Genomic DNA, 14742 nt, shown 5'->3' with positions numbered 1-14742 from the left:
TTAGGGTTTAGGATTTGGAAGCGGTGAGGATGGCATCCTTAATACGATTGTAGGTGCCACAGCGGCAGAGATTTCCTTCCATGGCAGTTTCAATGTCCGATTCGGAAGGACTCGGATTTTTGGCGAGCAAGGCTGCCGCATTCATGATCTGACCCGATTGGCAGTAGCCACATTGCGGAACCACGTGCTGCACCCAAGCTTTTTGAAGCGGATGGTCTCCGTCCGCTGAAAGTCCTTCGATGGTGGTGATTTTCCCACTTCCTACCTGAGAAATCGGCAGACTGCAGGATCTTACCGCCTCACCGTCCAAATGAACCGTACAGGCCCCGCAAAGCGCCTGACCGCAACCGAACTTGGTTCCTTTCATGTCCAATAAATCCCGAATCACCCAGAGCAGGGGCATGTCTTCGGGCGCAGTGACATCCTGCGATTTTCCGTTGATCGAAAGTGTATAATTTTCCATAGGTTGGTAATTTCTATTTTGGGAAGATAAAAGTTAGGGAAAAGAATTGAATATTATCCGTCTGGATAATTCATCCGCACAGCGTGCGCTAAAATACTTTTTCTTTGAAAGTTTAATAAGTTAAAAAAATAAGTCCCTGAAAAAGAAACAGAACTAGGTCAAAAGCCGGAGAATCCAAGTTTTTTTTAAAAAGACATTTGGAATAAAATGTGGATGCACTACATTTGCAACACGATTTCCAAAAGGGATATCAAAAACAAACCAAATTCCTCCTTAGCTCAGTTGGTTAGAGCACATGACTGTTAATCATGGGGTCCTAGGTTCAAGCCCTAGAGGGGGAGCAAAACAAAAAGCCTTAAATCATCAGATTTGAGGCTTTTTTTATTTCTTCTTTCTTTTCGTTTTGGCTCAATCCCTAGCTTTCCTACAAAATTGGTACTTTTAAACCTCTTGTCTTTTAGGAATTCCCAAACCCTGCCTCGACTATGAAAAAATCACTTTGGTGCATCATTGCACTTACGCTCATTTTTCTGGCCAACGAAACCAGTTTCGGCCAGACAATCCTTGAGAAAGAAACCATCTCTGACCTCAATAAAACACCAAACTACGTCTTCGGAGTAAAAGACGAGGATGGCCTCAAAAGCGCTTTATCGGTCTATGATACCTTTATGGAAAATGGCGTCGGAATCGAAAATTTTGAAATTGTAGTGAAAGGCCCGGTCGTCAAAACGATGGTGAAAGATTCTGAACTTGAAGAGTATTTTCAGAAATACAAGGGTAAAGTCCGGGTTAGTATTTGTAGTGTAGCCATGAAAAGACTTGGCGTCACCAAAGAGCAGCTTTTTTCGGGATTGGATGTGGTAGAAACCTACACCATACGCATGCTCCAGTTACAGGCTTTGGGCTATAATTCGCTCTCGTACTGAGAAAAGAAAACCTGAATTGATTCAAAAGGAATTTTCCGTTCATTTTCCTTTTATTTTTTCTCTTTTGACATAAACTAATATATTTAGAGATCAATCTTTTCCTCTGATTTTTTCCAATGCACAAAAAGAGCCTCACCGAACGAGACATTTGTACGAAGTTCATTACCCCTGCTTTGAAAAAAGCGGGTTGGGATATTCAAAAACAGATCCGGGAAGAGGTGTTTTTTACTGATGGGCGAATCATCGTACAAGGATCTCTCCATACCAGAGGCACAAGAAAGCGGGCGGATTACATTCTTTACTACAAGAAAAACATTCCAATAGCGATCATTGAAGCTAAAGACAATAACAAAGGAATCGGAGCTGGGATGCAGCAGGCCCTGGAGTATTCAGAGATTCTTCAGCTTCCCTTTGTCTTTACTTCCAATGGCGACTCTTTTGTATTCCATGACAAGACGAATGGCGAAACCCGTGAAAGGGAGCTTTCCATGTCCGATTTCCCCTCTCCTCAGGAACTTTGGGAGAAATACCTGAACTATAAAGGAATCGAAACTCCCAAGGAAAGGGAAATCATAGAGCAAGAATATCATGCCGATGACTCTGGAATGAATCCAAGGTATTATCAGGCGAATGCTGTCAACCGAGCCATCGAAGCCATTGCAAAAGACCAAGATCGAATCCTGTTGGTCATGGCAACCGGAACCGGTAAAACTTACACCGCTTTCAACCTGATCTGGAGGCTTTGGAAAACAGGCATCAAAAAACGGATTCTATTTCTTGCAGATCGAAATGCCTTATTGACTCAAACCAAAAATGGTGACTTCTCCCCTTTCGGAAATGATATCATGCATATCATCAAAAACCGAAAGATTGATAAATCCTACCAAATCTACTTTGCGCTTTATCAGGGCTTGACCAGCAACGAAGAAGAAAAAAACGCTTATAGGGAGTTCAGTAGAGACTTTTTCGACCTGATCGTTGTGGACGAGTGCCATCGGGGTTCAGCTTCTGAGGCATCCGCTTGGCGGGAGGTTTTGGAGTATTTCGAAGGGGCCACACAGATCGGTATGACTGCTACGCCTAAGGAGACCAAGGATATTTCCAATATGGATTACTACGGCGAACCTGTATATACCTATTCTCTCAAACAGGGAATTATGGACGGTTTTTTGGCACCTTATAAAGTGGTCCGAATCACCACCAACTTGGATGAAGGCTGGCGACCCTCTGCCGGAATGCTGGATAAATACGGTAATGAAATCAAAGACCGAATCTATAATCTCAAGGACTACGACCGTAAAATGGTCATCGATCAGCGAACTCAGCTGATTGCCGAGAAGATTACCCAATTCCTAAAAGCCACCGACCGATTTGCCAAGACCATTGTCTTCTGCATCGATATCGAACATGCCCAGCGAATGCGACAGGCTCTGATCAACGCCAATGCTGATCTGGTATCAAAGCATCCGCATTATGTCGTCAAAATCACAGGTGACGATGAGATCGGGAAACGCGAACTGGACAACTTTACCGATGTGGAAGAACGATTCCCGGTCATCGCAACCACGTCTAAAATGCTGACTACAGGAATTGACACCAAAATGGTCAAGCTAATCGTGCTGGAAGCCAACATCGCTTCGATGACGGAATTCAAGCAGATCGTGGGAAGAGGCACAAGAATCCGGGAAGCCGAAGGAAAGCTATATTTCACGATTATGGATTTCCGAAAAGCCACCAACCTTTTTGCTGATCCTGATTTTGATGGAGATCCGGTTCAGATCTACGAACCTGGAATCGACGATTCTCCAGTCCCGCCGGAAGTAGAGGGGGAATCAGAAGAGTCAGAAGATTTTGATGAAGTAAATGATCATGATCGCCCAGAATTGAACCCAACTCCACCTGATATCAACATCCCCGAGCCTGACCCGGACCCCGAACCAAGAAAGTATTATGTCAACAATGTTCCTGTGACGGTAATCAATGAACGGGTTCAATATTTTGGAGCGGACGGAAGATTGATCACGGAATCCCTGAAGGATTACACCCGAAAAAACATTGATCAGAACTTCAGCTCCTTAGATGCTTTTATCAAGCGATGGACAGAAACAGAGAAGAAAGAGGTGCTATTTGCGGAACTTGCAGAGCAGGGAATTCTGCTTGATGCCTTGCGGGAGGAAGTGGGCAAGGATATGGATGCGTTTGATTTGATCTGCCATGTGGCTTTTGATATGCCTCCGCTGACTCGCAAGGAACGGGCGGAGCAGGTTCGCAAGCGGAATTACTTTGCCAAATACAGTGAAAAAGCTCAGGCGGTATTGAATGCCCTTTTGGATAAGTATGAAGAAGAGGGAATCACTACTATAGAACAAAAAGGTCTTCTAAAAGCACAGCCGTTTGTTCAGTTAGGGTCACCCGTGGAAATAGTTAGAGAATTTGGTAAGACAAAAGATTTTGAAGCCGCTATTAAAGAGTTAGAAAACGAAATATATAAATCCATCGCTTAGTGAGTACAATTACCACCAACATTAAAGGCATCCGCGATATCATGCGGAAGGACACAGGAGTAGACGGAGATGCACAGCGCATCTCACAAATGGTCTGGATGCTTTTTATGAAGATTTTTGCAGATAAGGAAGAAGAATGGGAAATCACCATCGAGGGCTACCAAAGCCCGATTCCCAATAGACTGAAATGGCAAACTTGGGCCGCCAACGAGGAAGGCCTGACAGGCGATGCCCTGATGGACTTTATCAACAATGAGCTGTTTCCAGCTTTGAAAGAACTCGATTTCAGCATCAGCCCGCAAGCCAAGATTATCCGGTCTGTATTTGAGGACACCTACAACTACATGAAAAACGGAACGCTCTTCCGTCAGGTCATCAATCAGATCAACCGCATCGATTTCAACAGTTCCAAAGACCGACACCTGTTCAATGACCTCTACGAAACGATTCTTAAAGAATTGCAGTCGGCGGGTTCATCGGGAGAGTATTACACTCCGCGGGCGGTGACGCAGTTTATGGTGGATATTATCAATCCCCAACTCAAGGAAACAGTTCTTGACCCTGCTTGCGGGACGGGCGGATTCCTTACCTGCGCGATTGATTTCAAGAAAACACTGGTTCAAAACGACCAAGACGAGCGTGATCTCCAAGCCACTATTCGTGGGATAGAGAAAAAGCCCCTACCCCACTTGCTATGCACCACCAACCTGATGCTGCATGGCTTTGATGTGCCTGCGGTGCGGAGAGACAATCTCCTGAGCAAGCCTTATGCGGACTGGGGAGCGAGTGACAAGGTGGATATTATCCTTACTAACCCTCCTTTTGGCGGGGTGGAAGAAGACGGGACCGAAACGAATTTCCCACAGAAGTTCCGAACCAAGGAAACCGCCGATCTATTCTTGGCCCTGATCATCCGACTGCTGAAAGACGGCGGTCGATGTGCCGTTGTCTTGCCGGATGGCACCCTCTTCGGCGAAGGTGTGAAAACCCGAATCAAAGAAGAACTGATGGAGCGCTGCAATCTGCACACCATCGTGCGCCTTCCCAATGGCGTGTTTAATCCCTACACCGGAATTAAGACCAACTTGCTGTTCTTCGAAAAAGGACCACAGACCAAAGAGATCTGGTATTTCGAGCATCCCTATCCGGATGGAGTCAAGAGCTACAACAAGGGCAAACCGATCCATATCAAGGAGTTTGACTTGGAAAAAGCCTGGTGGAATGATCGGGAAAATGAAGCCTACAGCCAACATGCTTGGAAGGTTTCTGCTGAAGAGATCAAAAACCGGGGATACAATCTGGATATCAAAAATCCCCATCAGGAGGCTGATAATCTGGCAAGTCCTGAAGTCTTGCTAAAGAAATATCAGGCAAGCGAAAAGAAGATCTCCGAAATACAGGAGGAGATTATCAAGGTTTTAACCGAAGCGCTACGCTAAGCCCATGCAGTTATTAGAACATTTTAAGGAGCTGACGCTACATCCCAAAAACGCCCAAGAGCTGAAAGGATTGATCCTTCAATTAGCCGTGCAAGGGAAATTGACAAAGAAATGGCGAGAGGAAAATCCGACTGTGGAACCTTCAGGAAAGTTGCTGGATCGAATTAAAAAACATAATTCCGAACAACTAGCAAGAAAGGGGAGAAGGGTTAAATCTGAAAAATATGAAAGCGAGTTAAAACTAGATTTACCTCAAAACTGGATTCAAGTAAGAAACCATGAGCTTTTTAGCCTACAAAAAGGAAAGAATCCGGCTGATTTATCTGAATCAGTTAAAGCCTTTCCCTATCAAGATATTGAAGCACTTGATAGGGGGAATGTTAGAAGATATAGCAATGATAAAAAAGCTCCAAAATGTACTGAGGATGATATCCTAGTTGTTTGTGATGGCTCAAGAAGTGGATTAGTTTTAAATGGAAAAAATGGAATTGTTGGTTCAACATTGGCAATTATTGAGACACCTCCATTTATTAAAGAATATATCAAGATAATTTTTTTACAAGATTATCAGAGAGCAAATGAGAACATGATTGGTGCGGCTATTCCACACCTCGACACCAAAAATTTACTTTTGGAAATAATAGGACTTCCTCCCCTTGAAGAACAAAAAGCCATTGTAGAAGTGGTCAATCAATTGTTTGCAGAAGTGGAGCAATTGGAAGCTTTGACGAAAGAGCGAATTCAGCTTAAGTCAGATTTTGTGACTTCTGGCTTGAATCAGTTGACCCAAGCTGCAGAACAAGATACCGCCAGTCAGTGGGCATTTTTACAGGAACATTTCGGCACTTTCTTTACCGAAAAGGAAAATATCAAAAAACTCCGGGAAAGCATTTTACAATTGGCTGTTCAAGGGAAATTGACGCATCACTGGAGATCCGAAGTTAGACTGAAGGGAGTCGAAGTTGACCATGCTTCTCCACTCTTGGAAAAAATCAAAGCAGAAAAAGAGCGACAGAACAAAGCAGAAAAGAAAACAATAAAGCAAAAACCAAAATGGGATTTACCTATTAAAGAAAATGAAAAACACTTCTCCCTACCTGAAAGTTGGGAATGGTTTCGTCTTGGTGATGTTTGTGAACTAAAGCATGGTTATGCCTTTAGTAGTGACTTTTTCACAAGTGATCCAACACCTTATGTTTTAACTACTCCAGGAAATTTTCATGAAAATGGAGGTTTTCGTGATCGTGAAAATAAAAGAAAGTACTACTATGGACCTGTCAATCCAGAGTTTATTCTAAAACCAGGTGATTTAATTATCCCTATGACCGAGCAAGCGGCAGGGTTACTTGGGAGTCCAGCTTTTATACCTGATAATGGAATGGTATACCTACACAACCAACGACTAGGGAAAATGAGTTTTGATTCAAAGATTGTCCTTCCAGAATTTTCTTTCTTATTCTTTAATAGCTCCTTCTTTAGAAATGAGTTGGCTAGAACATGTACTGGAATAAAAGTAAGACATACTTCTCCCGACCGAGTTCTTTGTGTTCCATTTCCTGTTTGCACTCTTCAAGAGCAATTATGTATAGTAGAAAAAGTCAACTCCTTAATGGCTTTATGTGATCATTTAGAACAAGAAATCGAAACCCATCAAACCACCCAAGAACACTGGATGCAGAGTTGTTTGAGAGAGGTGGTGTAGTTTCTAAACTTCTCATAAATAACTAATCGAATTCTTCAATGAATGAAAAGATAAGAATTCCTGATTTAGAAGGATTAATGAATAGGCATACTCCTCAATTTGATTCTTCCATATTTGATAATTATAAAGAGGCAAACAGGCTTATAATTATTGGAAATGGATTTGATCTTGCTCATGGATTGAAAACAAGTTTTAAAGATTTTATTGAAGATTATTCATATAAGATCTTAAGCAAAATAAAAAGGAATTTGCATTATGAAGATGACTTGATCTCTATCACTTCTCATGTTTATTTTTCTGATTTAAATATAAATTTAGAAACTCTTGAGAAATCTAAAGTCTATGAAAAATTCATGGATGTTAAAAAAAGAGATCGAATCACAGTAGAGCGTCAATCAGAATTTTTAAAAAGTATTTTTCATTCAATTGAAGAAAAATCATGGGTGGATATCGAGTTAGTATTTTTTGAATTCTTACGAATTGCAAGCAAGACTAATGATTCAAAGAAAATCACCAAAGTAAATAGTGATCTTGAATCCCTGAAAAAGAAATTAAATCACTATTTAAAGGAAGAAATCCAAAGAGTTGAATTAATTGTATCAGACGGATTATTTAAACAATTCACGCAGAATATTTCGATAAATGAAACAATTCCAAATACCATCAGAAAAAATTTAATACCAAAAGGAATCTGTGTTTTAAATTTCAATTACACTTCGTTACCACTCAAATATTTAGAAAAAATCAGAGTGATTAATCCAATATATATCCCTATTCACGGAGAGTTATATGGAGACGATATAACAAAACAAGGGATAGTTTTTGGATATGGAGACGAGTTGGATAAGGACTATTTGGAATTCGAAAACTTGAATAATGATGTCCTATTCGAGCATATTAAATCATTCAAATATTTACATTTTGATCACTACAGAAAGATGCTGGAATTCATTAATAATGGACCATTTCAAGTTCATCTTTATGGTCATTCCTGTGGGTTATCTGATCGTACTTTGTTGAATACCATTTTTGAAAATGAAAACTGTATTTCCATTAAGAATTTCTATTATTCAAACAATGGAAAAGATGATTACGAACAAAAGAGCTATGCCATCGCAAGACATTTTAAAAACAAGGCTGATTTGAGAGCCAAAGTTGTGAATAAGACAAAATGTGAACCTATGGTCCAGCCAAAAGACGAGAAATAAAATTCTCAATTAAACCTCTCCAACTCCACCTCAGGCATTTCATCAAAAGTCTGCCCATTCAGTTCTCTGCCTGCCTTTTTCTTGTTTTTACCGCCCCATTGTTTAAAAAAGAAGGCGACTTTCACATTCTGACATTGCTCCTGAATCTCCAAAACCCATTCCGAATCCATAGGTCGGGCCTTGTGGCCGCTTTCCCCACCGACGATGACCCAGTCTATCCCTTCCAAATTCATATTTGGTAAAGGACCGATTAGCGGTTCGCAGGAAAGGAACTTAACTCTGGCACCAGTCTTCCTAAGAAAATCAATTCTGTCCAAGACCCTATCATCTTCTACAGACACGCCCATCCAAATATTGTGAGACCAAGGCAAGAGGTGGCTGATTTCAGCGAGCCGCTCCGCCCGTTTGGTCAGAACTTGGAAGACATGCTGGCCATTGTCTTTCATGACCTGGAAAACCTTTTGGATAAATTCCAGAGGTACATCTTTATGAAAAAGATCTGACATGGAGTTGACAAAGACCACTTTTGACTTTTTCCATGAGTAAGGAATACCCAAGGCATCTTCGTGGATTCTGACCTTTTTGAAACCGGCTTTATACTTCTCCACTCCCATGGCCTGAAGCCGCCTAGTCATTACTTCCGCATAGCAGAATTTACAGCCTGCCGAGATTTTCGTGCAGCCCGTGACCGGATTCCAGGTCAGTTCGGTCCATTCAATTGAGGTTTGTGCCATAATTAAAACAATTCAAATTGGTCGTTATTCCCTTTCCTTACTTTTTCAAAGAAATCCAATCCTCTTTCATGCTTCGAATAAAATGAAAGATAGTAGATTCCACTCCCTTGATTATTTGTTATTCTTTCCTTTATAATCGCAGCTTTATAGCCTAATTTTCTAATACTGTTATCGAACTCATCGGATAAAAATTTTACAAATTGCCCTTTCGCCACCTTTTCTTCTGTTAATCTTAATCTCCAATCAGAATTACCAAAGAACAGATTTAATCTAGGGTTATTTTCACTAATGTAGTGCCCCATATTTCTAACTCCATCCATTTGGAGAGCATGTAATACCAAGATATCAACCTGCCGAGCCGAAAGTTTTTTTATGGTCTCAAAATGAAGACTTAATGAAAACGGATCAATAAAAGCGAAAAAAAGTGGTTTGGAAATCTTCAAATAAGTTGGCAATTCATCAAAAATCTTATCCACTACTTGGTTTGCGTCTTCATTATAAAGTTGATAAGATTTGTCAGGATGAAGTCTTTCAATTCTTTGTTGAAGAGATTTTACAGTATTCGAGGAATAATCATTTAAAACATAATGGTTAAATGAATTGGGTAAGGACATTGCTATGAGTGCCGAATTTTTCAAAAGATTTGGCGTTTCCTTGATTTTGACAATTCCGGGGCCAGAAAAAAGATCAAGGTAAACTAGGTCCCATTTATTCTTCATTCCAGAAGTGAAAATATCACAGTACTTTCCAACCAATTTATATTTCTTTTGAGCCCAGTTTCCAACTTCCATTATCTCTAAGCCGTCATTTTCAATATTTTGGATCGGATTAAATCTATTCATGAGCTGTTTAAGCAGTTTGCTAAAGAAAAGAAATAATTAGGAATGGAAAATACCCTGTACTGGGTATTTTTGAGTGGAATCCAATTTTTCTAAAAAATATTAACTGAACAATATGGAAGAAAAATTAAAAAATCTGGCAGCACAAAATCATCCTTCCAACTGGAAAGAAAAAGTCGAATACAGAATCAAAAATAAAGCATGGCTTAAGAAGTCAACTAGGATTTCGTTCCGCATTTTGGATGCACTTGACGATAAAGGCTGGAATCAAACCGATCTTGCTAATGCTTTAGGCGTTAGTCGACAGCAAGTAAGCAAACTGGTAAAGGGAGACAATGATTTTAAACTTTCTACCATTGCCAAGCTAGAGGAAATCCTCAGGATAGAATTGCTGGTTATTTTGGCTGGAAATGAGTAAAAATTTCTAAATAAACTTTTCCAATTCCACGTCAGGTATCTCATCATAGGTTTGTCCATTGAGTTCTCGGCCAGTTTTCTTTTTGTTTTTACCACCCCATTGTTTGAAAAAGAAGGCGAATTGGCAGCTCGGCATTGTTCCCTGTAAATAAAAAGCTACAGACCCAGAATGGGTCAAATGTCTATAGAAAGGAAAAGGTGAGAGAATGGTACGACCCCTCTGGGTCGAATAATTCCTTCTATTTCGATTTTCTATAAACAGGTCATCCCTTCGGGATGAAGTCAAAGAAACCAACTTTTTCTCTATCATAATAACTCATGCAAAAGTCAAACCCGAAAAAGCCACTAATCCGGGCTGGATTTCTTGGTCTTTGGTAAGAATATATTCAAAGCTAATTCCCCGGTGTTTTTTCTGGTAATAATCAATAAATTATACCACCAACCGCCTTCACTATGCATCGACTTTACTCATTTGCTTATTCCCTTTTTGCGCTGTGGATTTTTTTCGGATGCAATCCGAGTAAAAAAGAAGCCGAATCCCCTACCGGATTTACCCTTTCCGAATCCGACCTGCCTGACTATGAAAAAGACATAGACCACCGAGGACTCCTTACTGCTCTGGACGATCGGCATGACGAGTCGATTCGCACAGGAGAGCATATCTACAACAATATCTGCTTCAATTGTCATGGGAATCCCGATCAGGTGGGCTCGATTCCCACAGCTTTCAAATTTTGGGAGGACAAATTTAAAGTGGGAAATGATCCCTACTCAATCTATCAGACGCTCACCCGTGGCTATGGGTCCATGCCTCCACAAGTCAATCTGACACCTGTAGAAAAGTATGACATCATCAATTACCTGCGCGAGACTTTTTTGCAAAAAGACAGTTCGGATCAGTACTTTGAAATCGACTCCACCTATTTAGCCAGCCTCCCTGTCGGGACCACCACAGGCCCTGCACCCAAGGAGTTTAAGCCCTGGGCCGAAATGGACTATGGCAACTTCCTGATCAATACCTATGAAGTAGTGGGGCTGAATGCTACTCCAAGGGAACGCTCCTCGGGACCTTCCCCGCTTCCGGATGAAAATTTTTCCAAAGCCAATTTTGCCTACAAAGGCATCGCCGTTAGACTGGATCAAGGACCTGGAGGAGTGGCTGCGGGCAAAGCTTGGATGCTGTTTGATCACGATTTGATGCGGGTAGCCGGGGCTTGGACAGGAAATGGATTTATCGATTGGGAAGCAATTCTATTTAACGGAAAGCACAATATCTCTCCAAGAACTGCAGGAGATCTTCATTTTGAAAATCCTGTGGCACCTTCCTGGGCCAATCCAAGTAAAGGCAGTTTTGAGGATCCTCGGTTTACTGCTCGGGATAAACGAAAGTTCGGACCCCTGCCGCGGGAATGGGCGCATTTCAAGGGACTCTATCAATTTCAGGACCGGGTGATCATTTCTTATACCGTTGGCAATGCGAAGGTCCTGGAAACCTTTGGGCTGGAAACCGTAGAAAATCAACCGGTATTCACCCGAACACTGAATATTTCCCCTTCAGATAAATCCTTGAAAATGAGGATAGCTCCAAGCGGAACCGCAGTTGCCCTGGTGGGAGAAGGGGCAGTCTTGAAAGAGCAGGGAGGATTTACTGTGATGGAGATTGCTCCCTACAAACCTATCAAAATCAAACTGCTGATGGGAAAACCTGGAATGAAGGGACTTCAGCAATTTGCCAAAACCTCCAGCCCTCCTGAGGCATTGGATCCTCTCATCAAAGGTGGCCCGGCAAGGTATCCACAAAGGCTAACATCCGAGGTTCAGCAAGGAACACAGGAAGGCCCCTTTCAGGTGGACATCATGAATCCGCCTTTTGACAGTCCATGGAAAAATCAGTTTAGATTAAGCGGGCTGGACTTTTTCAAAGATCCCAACAAAGGGGTGATTTGCTCTACCGACGGCGATGTTTGGTTGGTGGAGGGCTTCACAAAAAATTCCGGCAAACTCACCTGGCAGCGGATTGCTTCGGGCCTATTTCAGCCTTTGGGGATAAAAGTCGTCAATGAAGAAATCTTTGTCACTTGCAGAGATCAGCTGGTCAAATTGCATGATTTCAATGGCGACCGAGAAACTGACTTTTACGAAAGCTTCAACAATGACCATCAGGTGACCGACCACTTCCATGAATTTGCCATGGGTCTTCAGACGGATAAAGAAGGCAACTTCTACTATGCCAAAAGTGCCCGGCATGCCCGGGAGGCCTTGGTTCCTCAACATGGCACCTTGATCAAAGTGAGCAAAGACGGGCAGAAGACCGAAATCATTGCCACCGGTTTTAGAGCGGCCAATGGGGTTTGCCTTAATCCTGACGGCAACTTCATCGTAACCGATCAGGAAGGGCATTGGAATCCGATGAACCGGGTCAATTGGGTGAAAGAGGGCGGATTCTATGGCAATATGTTTGGATTTAATCCCCCTGCCGACAGCACCGAAAAAGGGATGGAACTCCCACTCGTTTGGGTGGATCGGGAGCGGGATCAATCTCCTTCCGAACTGCTGTGGGTGGACAGTAAAAAGTGGGGAGCCTTAGATGGAAAACTTCTGAACTTGTCCTACGGCTACGGAAAAGTCTTTGTGGTACCCTTTGAAAAAATCGGAGAACAGGTACAGGGAGGGGTTTTTGAGTTGCCTGTTCCGCGATTTTCTACCGGGGTGATGCGAGGCAGATTCAATCCCGGAGACGGACAATTGTACCTCTGTGGACTCTCCGCTTGGGGCTCCACCCAGCCACAACTGGGAGGACTTTACCGGATCCGAAAAGTGGATCAGCCCATGGTCATTCCTGTGGGAATCAAAGCAACAAGCCAGGGAATTGAGCTCAACTTCACCGACGAACTGAATGCAAAAAGTGTCGCGGATACTGCACACTACACGGTGAAGACTTGGGATCTTTTGCGATCCAGAAAATACGGATCCAAGCACTACAATGAACAAACCTTGACCGTCAGCAAAGCAACCCTTGGAAAAGACAAAAAGTCCATCCTGCTGGACATCCCCCAGATCAAACCAACCTGGGGAATGGAAATCCAATACCGGGTTAAGGATGAAAGAGGAAAGGCTGTAGTCGGATTAGTTCAGAATACAATTCATCAATTGGGGGAAGGACGGGAGTAAGGTCGATATGCTACAGCTTGTGATGAACTTCAAATAATATCTAAATACTCCGTTGGTAATTCAAAAGATTTGAAGGAAATTATTTTTCAATTGGAATGTGAATTAGTTCTTCCAGTGAATCACGATTTTAAATCAAGAGGCTTTAGCCAAAATCTAATTTGGAAACATTTAAACTTCCTGGTCAAATGAACTTTGAACGATTAGTAAAGACAATATCCAACACCCACGGGCACTTTCAGCAGCAGGCGGCGAAGGCTGTAAACGTGTCCCTGACTTTACGAAATTGGCTGATTGGGTTTTATATTGTTGAGTTTGAGCAAAAGGGAGAGGATAGAGCTAGGTATGGAAGTCGCTTAATTGACACACTAGCTGACTCATTAAATACCAAGAGCTTAGGAAACAGAAACTTGAAATTATTCAGGCAATTTTACCTGGCATACATCGAATTAAATGATGTGATTTCGCAAATGGTGGATTCGCCAAACAAATCACTACCTGAAATTATGCAGTTATCAACTGCACTATCAGGTTCTCCAAACCTTCAAAAAGAAATTGTGCAGTCGGCAACTGCACAATTCACTGAGCGAAATGAAAGCTACCTCTGGCATCTAATCCAACATATCTCTTTTACTCATTTTGTTGAACTTCTTAAAATAAAGGACCCAACCAAGCGGATCTTTTTTGAATTATTAATCATTAAAACAACGCCGAGTGTTCAGGAATTAAAACGGCAAATAGATACACTTGCTTACGAGCGCGTGGGTTTGTCGGAAAAAACCGAGTTGGCCTTCCAGCAATTAGAGCAAAAAATAATTCCAGAGCAGGCTACTGATGCTATCAAATCAATATACCTCTTCGATTTCATGGGGCTGAATGCTTCACATTTGGTAGAAGAGAGAGACCTTGAAACAGCCATTTTAGATCATTTGCAGGCCTTTATTTTGGAGCTTGGCCATGGTTTTTGTTTTGAGGCACGCCAAAAGCGGATATTAATAGATGATGATTACTTTTTTGTGGACCTTGTGTTTTACCACAGGATCTTAAAATGTCATGTATTAATTGAATTAAAAATAGATTCGTTCAAGCACGAGCATTTGTCTCAGCTCAACACCTATGTAGCCTACTATCGTGAAGAAGTGAAAAGGAAAGATGACAACCCACCGATAGGTATTTTGCTATGTACTGGAAAGGGGAAAAAACTGGTTGAATACGCCTTGAGCGGAATGGACAATCAACTCTTCGTCTCCAAATACCTTCTCGAATTACCCAAAAAGGAACTGCTTGAAGCCTTTATCACCAACGAATTACAGAAATGGAACAGCTAGTAAAACAGGTATTT

At 41.9% G+C, this 14742-nt stretch carries 11 protein-coding genes and 1 tRNA gene; 9 read left to right on the top strand and 3 right to left on the bottom strand.

Features of this window, described 5'->3' with window-relative positions:
- Positions 1-7: 7 nt before the first annotated feature.
- The gene (locus Q8M62_RS05645; protein WP_304902456.1) at positions 8-463 is read right to left on the bottom strand and encodes a (2Fe-2S)-binding protein; all 456 of its coding nucleotides are present in this window, start codon (positions 461-463) and stop codon (positions 8-10) included.
- 267 nt (positions 464-730) lie between these two features.
- Between Q8M62_RS05645 and Q8M62_RS05640 the strand changes: the two genes are divergently transcribed.
- The 6 genes from Q8M62_RS05640 (at position 731) to Q8M62_RS05615 (ending at position 8242) form a co-directional block, all read left to right on the top strand.
- Positions 731-804, top strand: a tRNA-Asn gene (locus tag Q8M62_RS05640).
- A 144-nt stretch (positions 805-948) separates the two neighbouring features.
- A complete protein-coding gene (locus tag Q8M62_RS05635) occupies positions 949-1389 on the top strand; it encodes a hypothetical protein (RefSeq protein WP_304902457.1) in 441 nt (146 codons plus the stop codon).
- Between the two features lie 116 nt (positions 1390-1505).
- Positions 1506-3893 carry an EcoAI/FtnUII family type I restriction enzme subunit R gene (gene hsdR / locus Q8M62_RS05630; RefSeq protein ID WP_304902458.1) on the top strand — a complete coding sequence of 796 codons (2388 nt, stop codon included), beginning with the start codon at positions 1506-1508 and terminating at the stop codon, positions 3891-3893.
- Positions 3893-5332: a class I SAM-dependent DNA methyltransferase gene (locus Q8M62_RS05625; protein ID WP_304902459.1), complete on the top strand. Its 1440-nt coding sequence runs from the start codon at positions 3893-3895 to the stop codon at positions 5330-5332. Before hsdR ends, Q8M62_RS05625 begins: the two co-directional genes overlap by 1 nt.
- Positions 5333-5336: 4 nt before the next feature.
- Entirely contained in the window at positions 5337-7034 is a 1698-nt protein-coding gene (locus tag Q8M62_RS05620; RefSeq protein ID WP_304902460.1) for a restriction endonuclease subunit S, read from the top strand.
- A gap of 38 nt (positions 7035-7072) precedes the next feature.
- Entirely contained in the window at positions 7073-8242 is a 1170-nt protein-coding gene (locus Q8M62_RS05615) for an AbiH family protein (protein WP_304902461.1), read from the top strand.
- A gap of 5 nt (positions 8243-8247) precedes the next feature.
- Here Q8M62_RS05615 and Q8M62_RS05610 read toward each other — a convergent pair whose 3' ends face one another.
- Positions 8248-8976 (bottom strand): DUF5131 family protein, encoded by a 729-nt coding sequence (locus tag Q8M62_RS05610; protein WP_304902462.1) that lies wholly within the window; start codon positions 8974-8976, stop codon positions 8248-8250.
- A 2-nt stretch (positions 8977-8978) separates the two neighbouring features.
- Entirely contained in the window at positions 8979-9818 is an 840-nt protein-coding gene (gene tcmP / locus Q8M62_RS05605; protein WP_304902463.1) for a three-Cys-motif partner protein TcmP, read from the bottom strand.
- A 112-nt stretch (positions 9819-9930) separates the two neighbouring features.
- On the opposite strand from tcmP, the gene Q8M62_RS05600 reads away from it, so the two are divergent.
- The 3 genes from Q8M62_RS05600 (at position 9931) to Q8M62_RS05590 (ending at position 14728) form a co-directional block, all read left to right on the top strand.
- Positions 9931-10233 (top strand): helix-turn-helix transcriptional regulator, encoded by a 303-nt coding sequence (locus Q8M62_RS05600; protein WP_304902464.1) that lies wholly within the window; start codon positions 9931-9933, stop codon positions 10231-10233.
- A 452-nt stretch (positions 10234-10685) separates the two neighbouring features.
- Positions 10686-13403 carry a DUF6797 domain-containing protein gene (locus tag Q8M62_RS05595; RefSeq protein ID WP_304902465.1) on the top strand — a complete coding sequence of 906 codons (2718 nt, stop codon included), beginning with the start codon at positions 10686-10688 and terminating at the stop codon, positions 13401-13403.
- Between the two features lie 158 nt (positions 13404-13561).
- On the top strand, positions 13562-14728 hold the full coding sequence (locus Q8M62_RS05590) for a YhcG family protein (RefSeq protein ID WP_305668052.1): 1167 nt from the start codon (positions 13562-13564) through the stop codon (positions 14726-14728).
- Positions 14729-14742 lie beyond the last annotated feature (14 nt).

This window comes from Algoriphagus sp. (genome assembly GCF_030694375.1).
Taxonomy (GTDB): Bacteria; Bacteroidota; Bacteroidia; order Cytophagales; family Cyclobacteriaceae; genus Algoriphagus.
This window is presented reverse-complemented; position numbering and strand designations above follow the sequence as displayed.

Coding starts and splice junctions, on each gene's coding strand:
- Q8M62_RS05645 (WP_304902456.1), bottom strand. CDS start 463: ATGGAAAATTATACACTTTCGATCAACGGAAAATCGCAGGATGTCACT.
- Q8M62_RS05635 (WP_304902457.1), top strand. CDS start 949: ATGAAAAAATCACTTTGGTGCATCATTGCACTTACGCTCATTTTTCTG.
- hsdR (WP_304902458.1), top strand. CDS start 1,506: ATGCACAAAAAGAGCCTCACCGAACGAGACATTTGTACGAAGTTCATT.
- Q8M62_RS05620 (WP_304902460.1), top strand. CDS start 5,337: ATGCAGTTATTAGAACATTTTAAGGAGCTGACGCTACATCCCAAAAAC.
- Q8M62_RS05615 (WP_304902461.1), top strand. CDS start 7,073: ATGAATGAAAAGATAAGAATTCCTGATTTAGAAGGATTAATGAATAGG.
- Q8M62_RS05610 (WP_304902462.1), bottom strand. CDS start 8,976: ATGGCACAAACCTCAATTGAATGGACCGAACTGACCTGGAATCCGGTC.
- tcmP (WP_304902463.1), bottom strand. CDS start 9,818: ATGAATAGATTTAATCCGATCCAAAATATTGAAAATGACGGCTTAGAG.
- Q8M62_RS05600 (WP_304902464.1), top strand. CDS start 9,931: ATGGAAGAAAAATTAAAAAATCTGGCAGCACAAAATCATCCTTCCAAC.
- Q8M62_RS05595 (WP_304902465.1), top strand. CDS start 10,686: ATGCATCGACTTTACTCATTTGCTTATTCCCTTTTTGCGCTGTGGATT.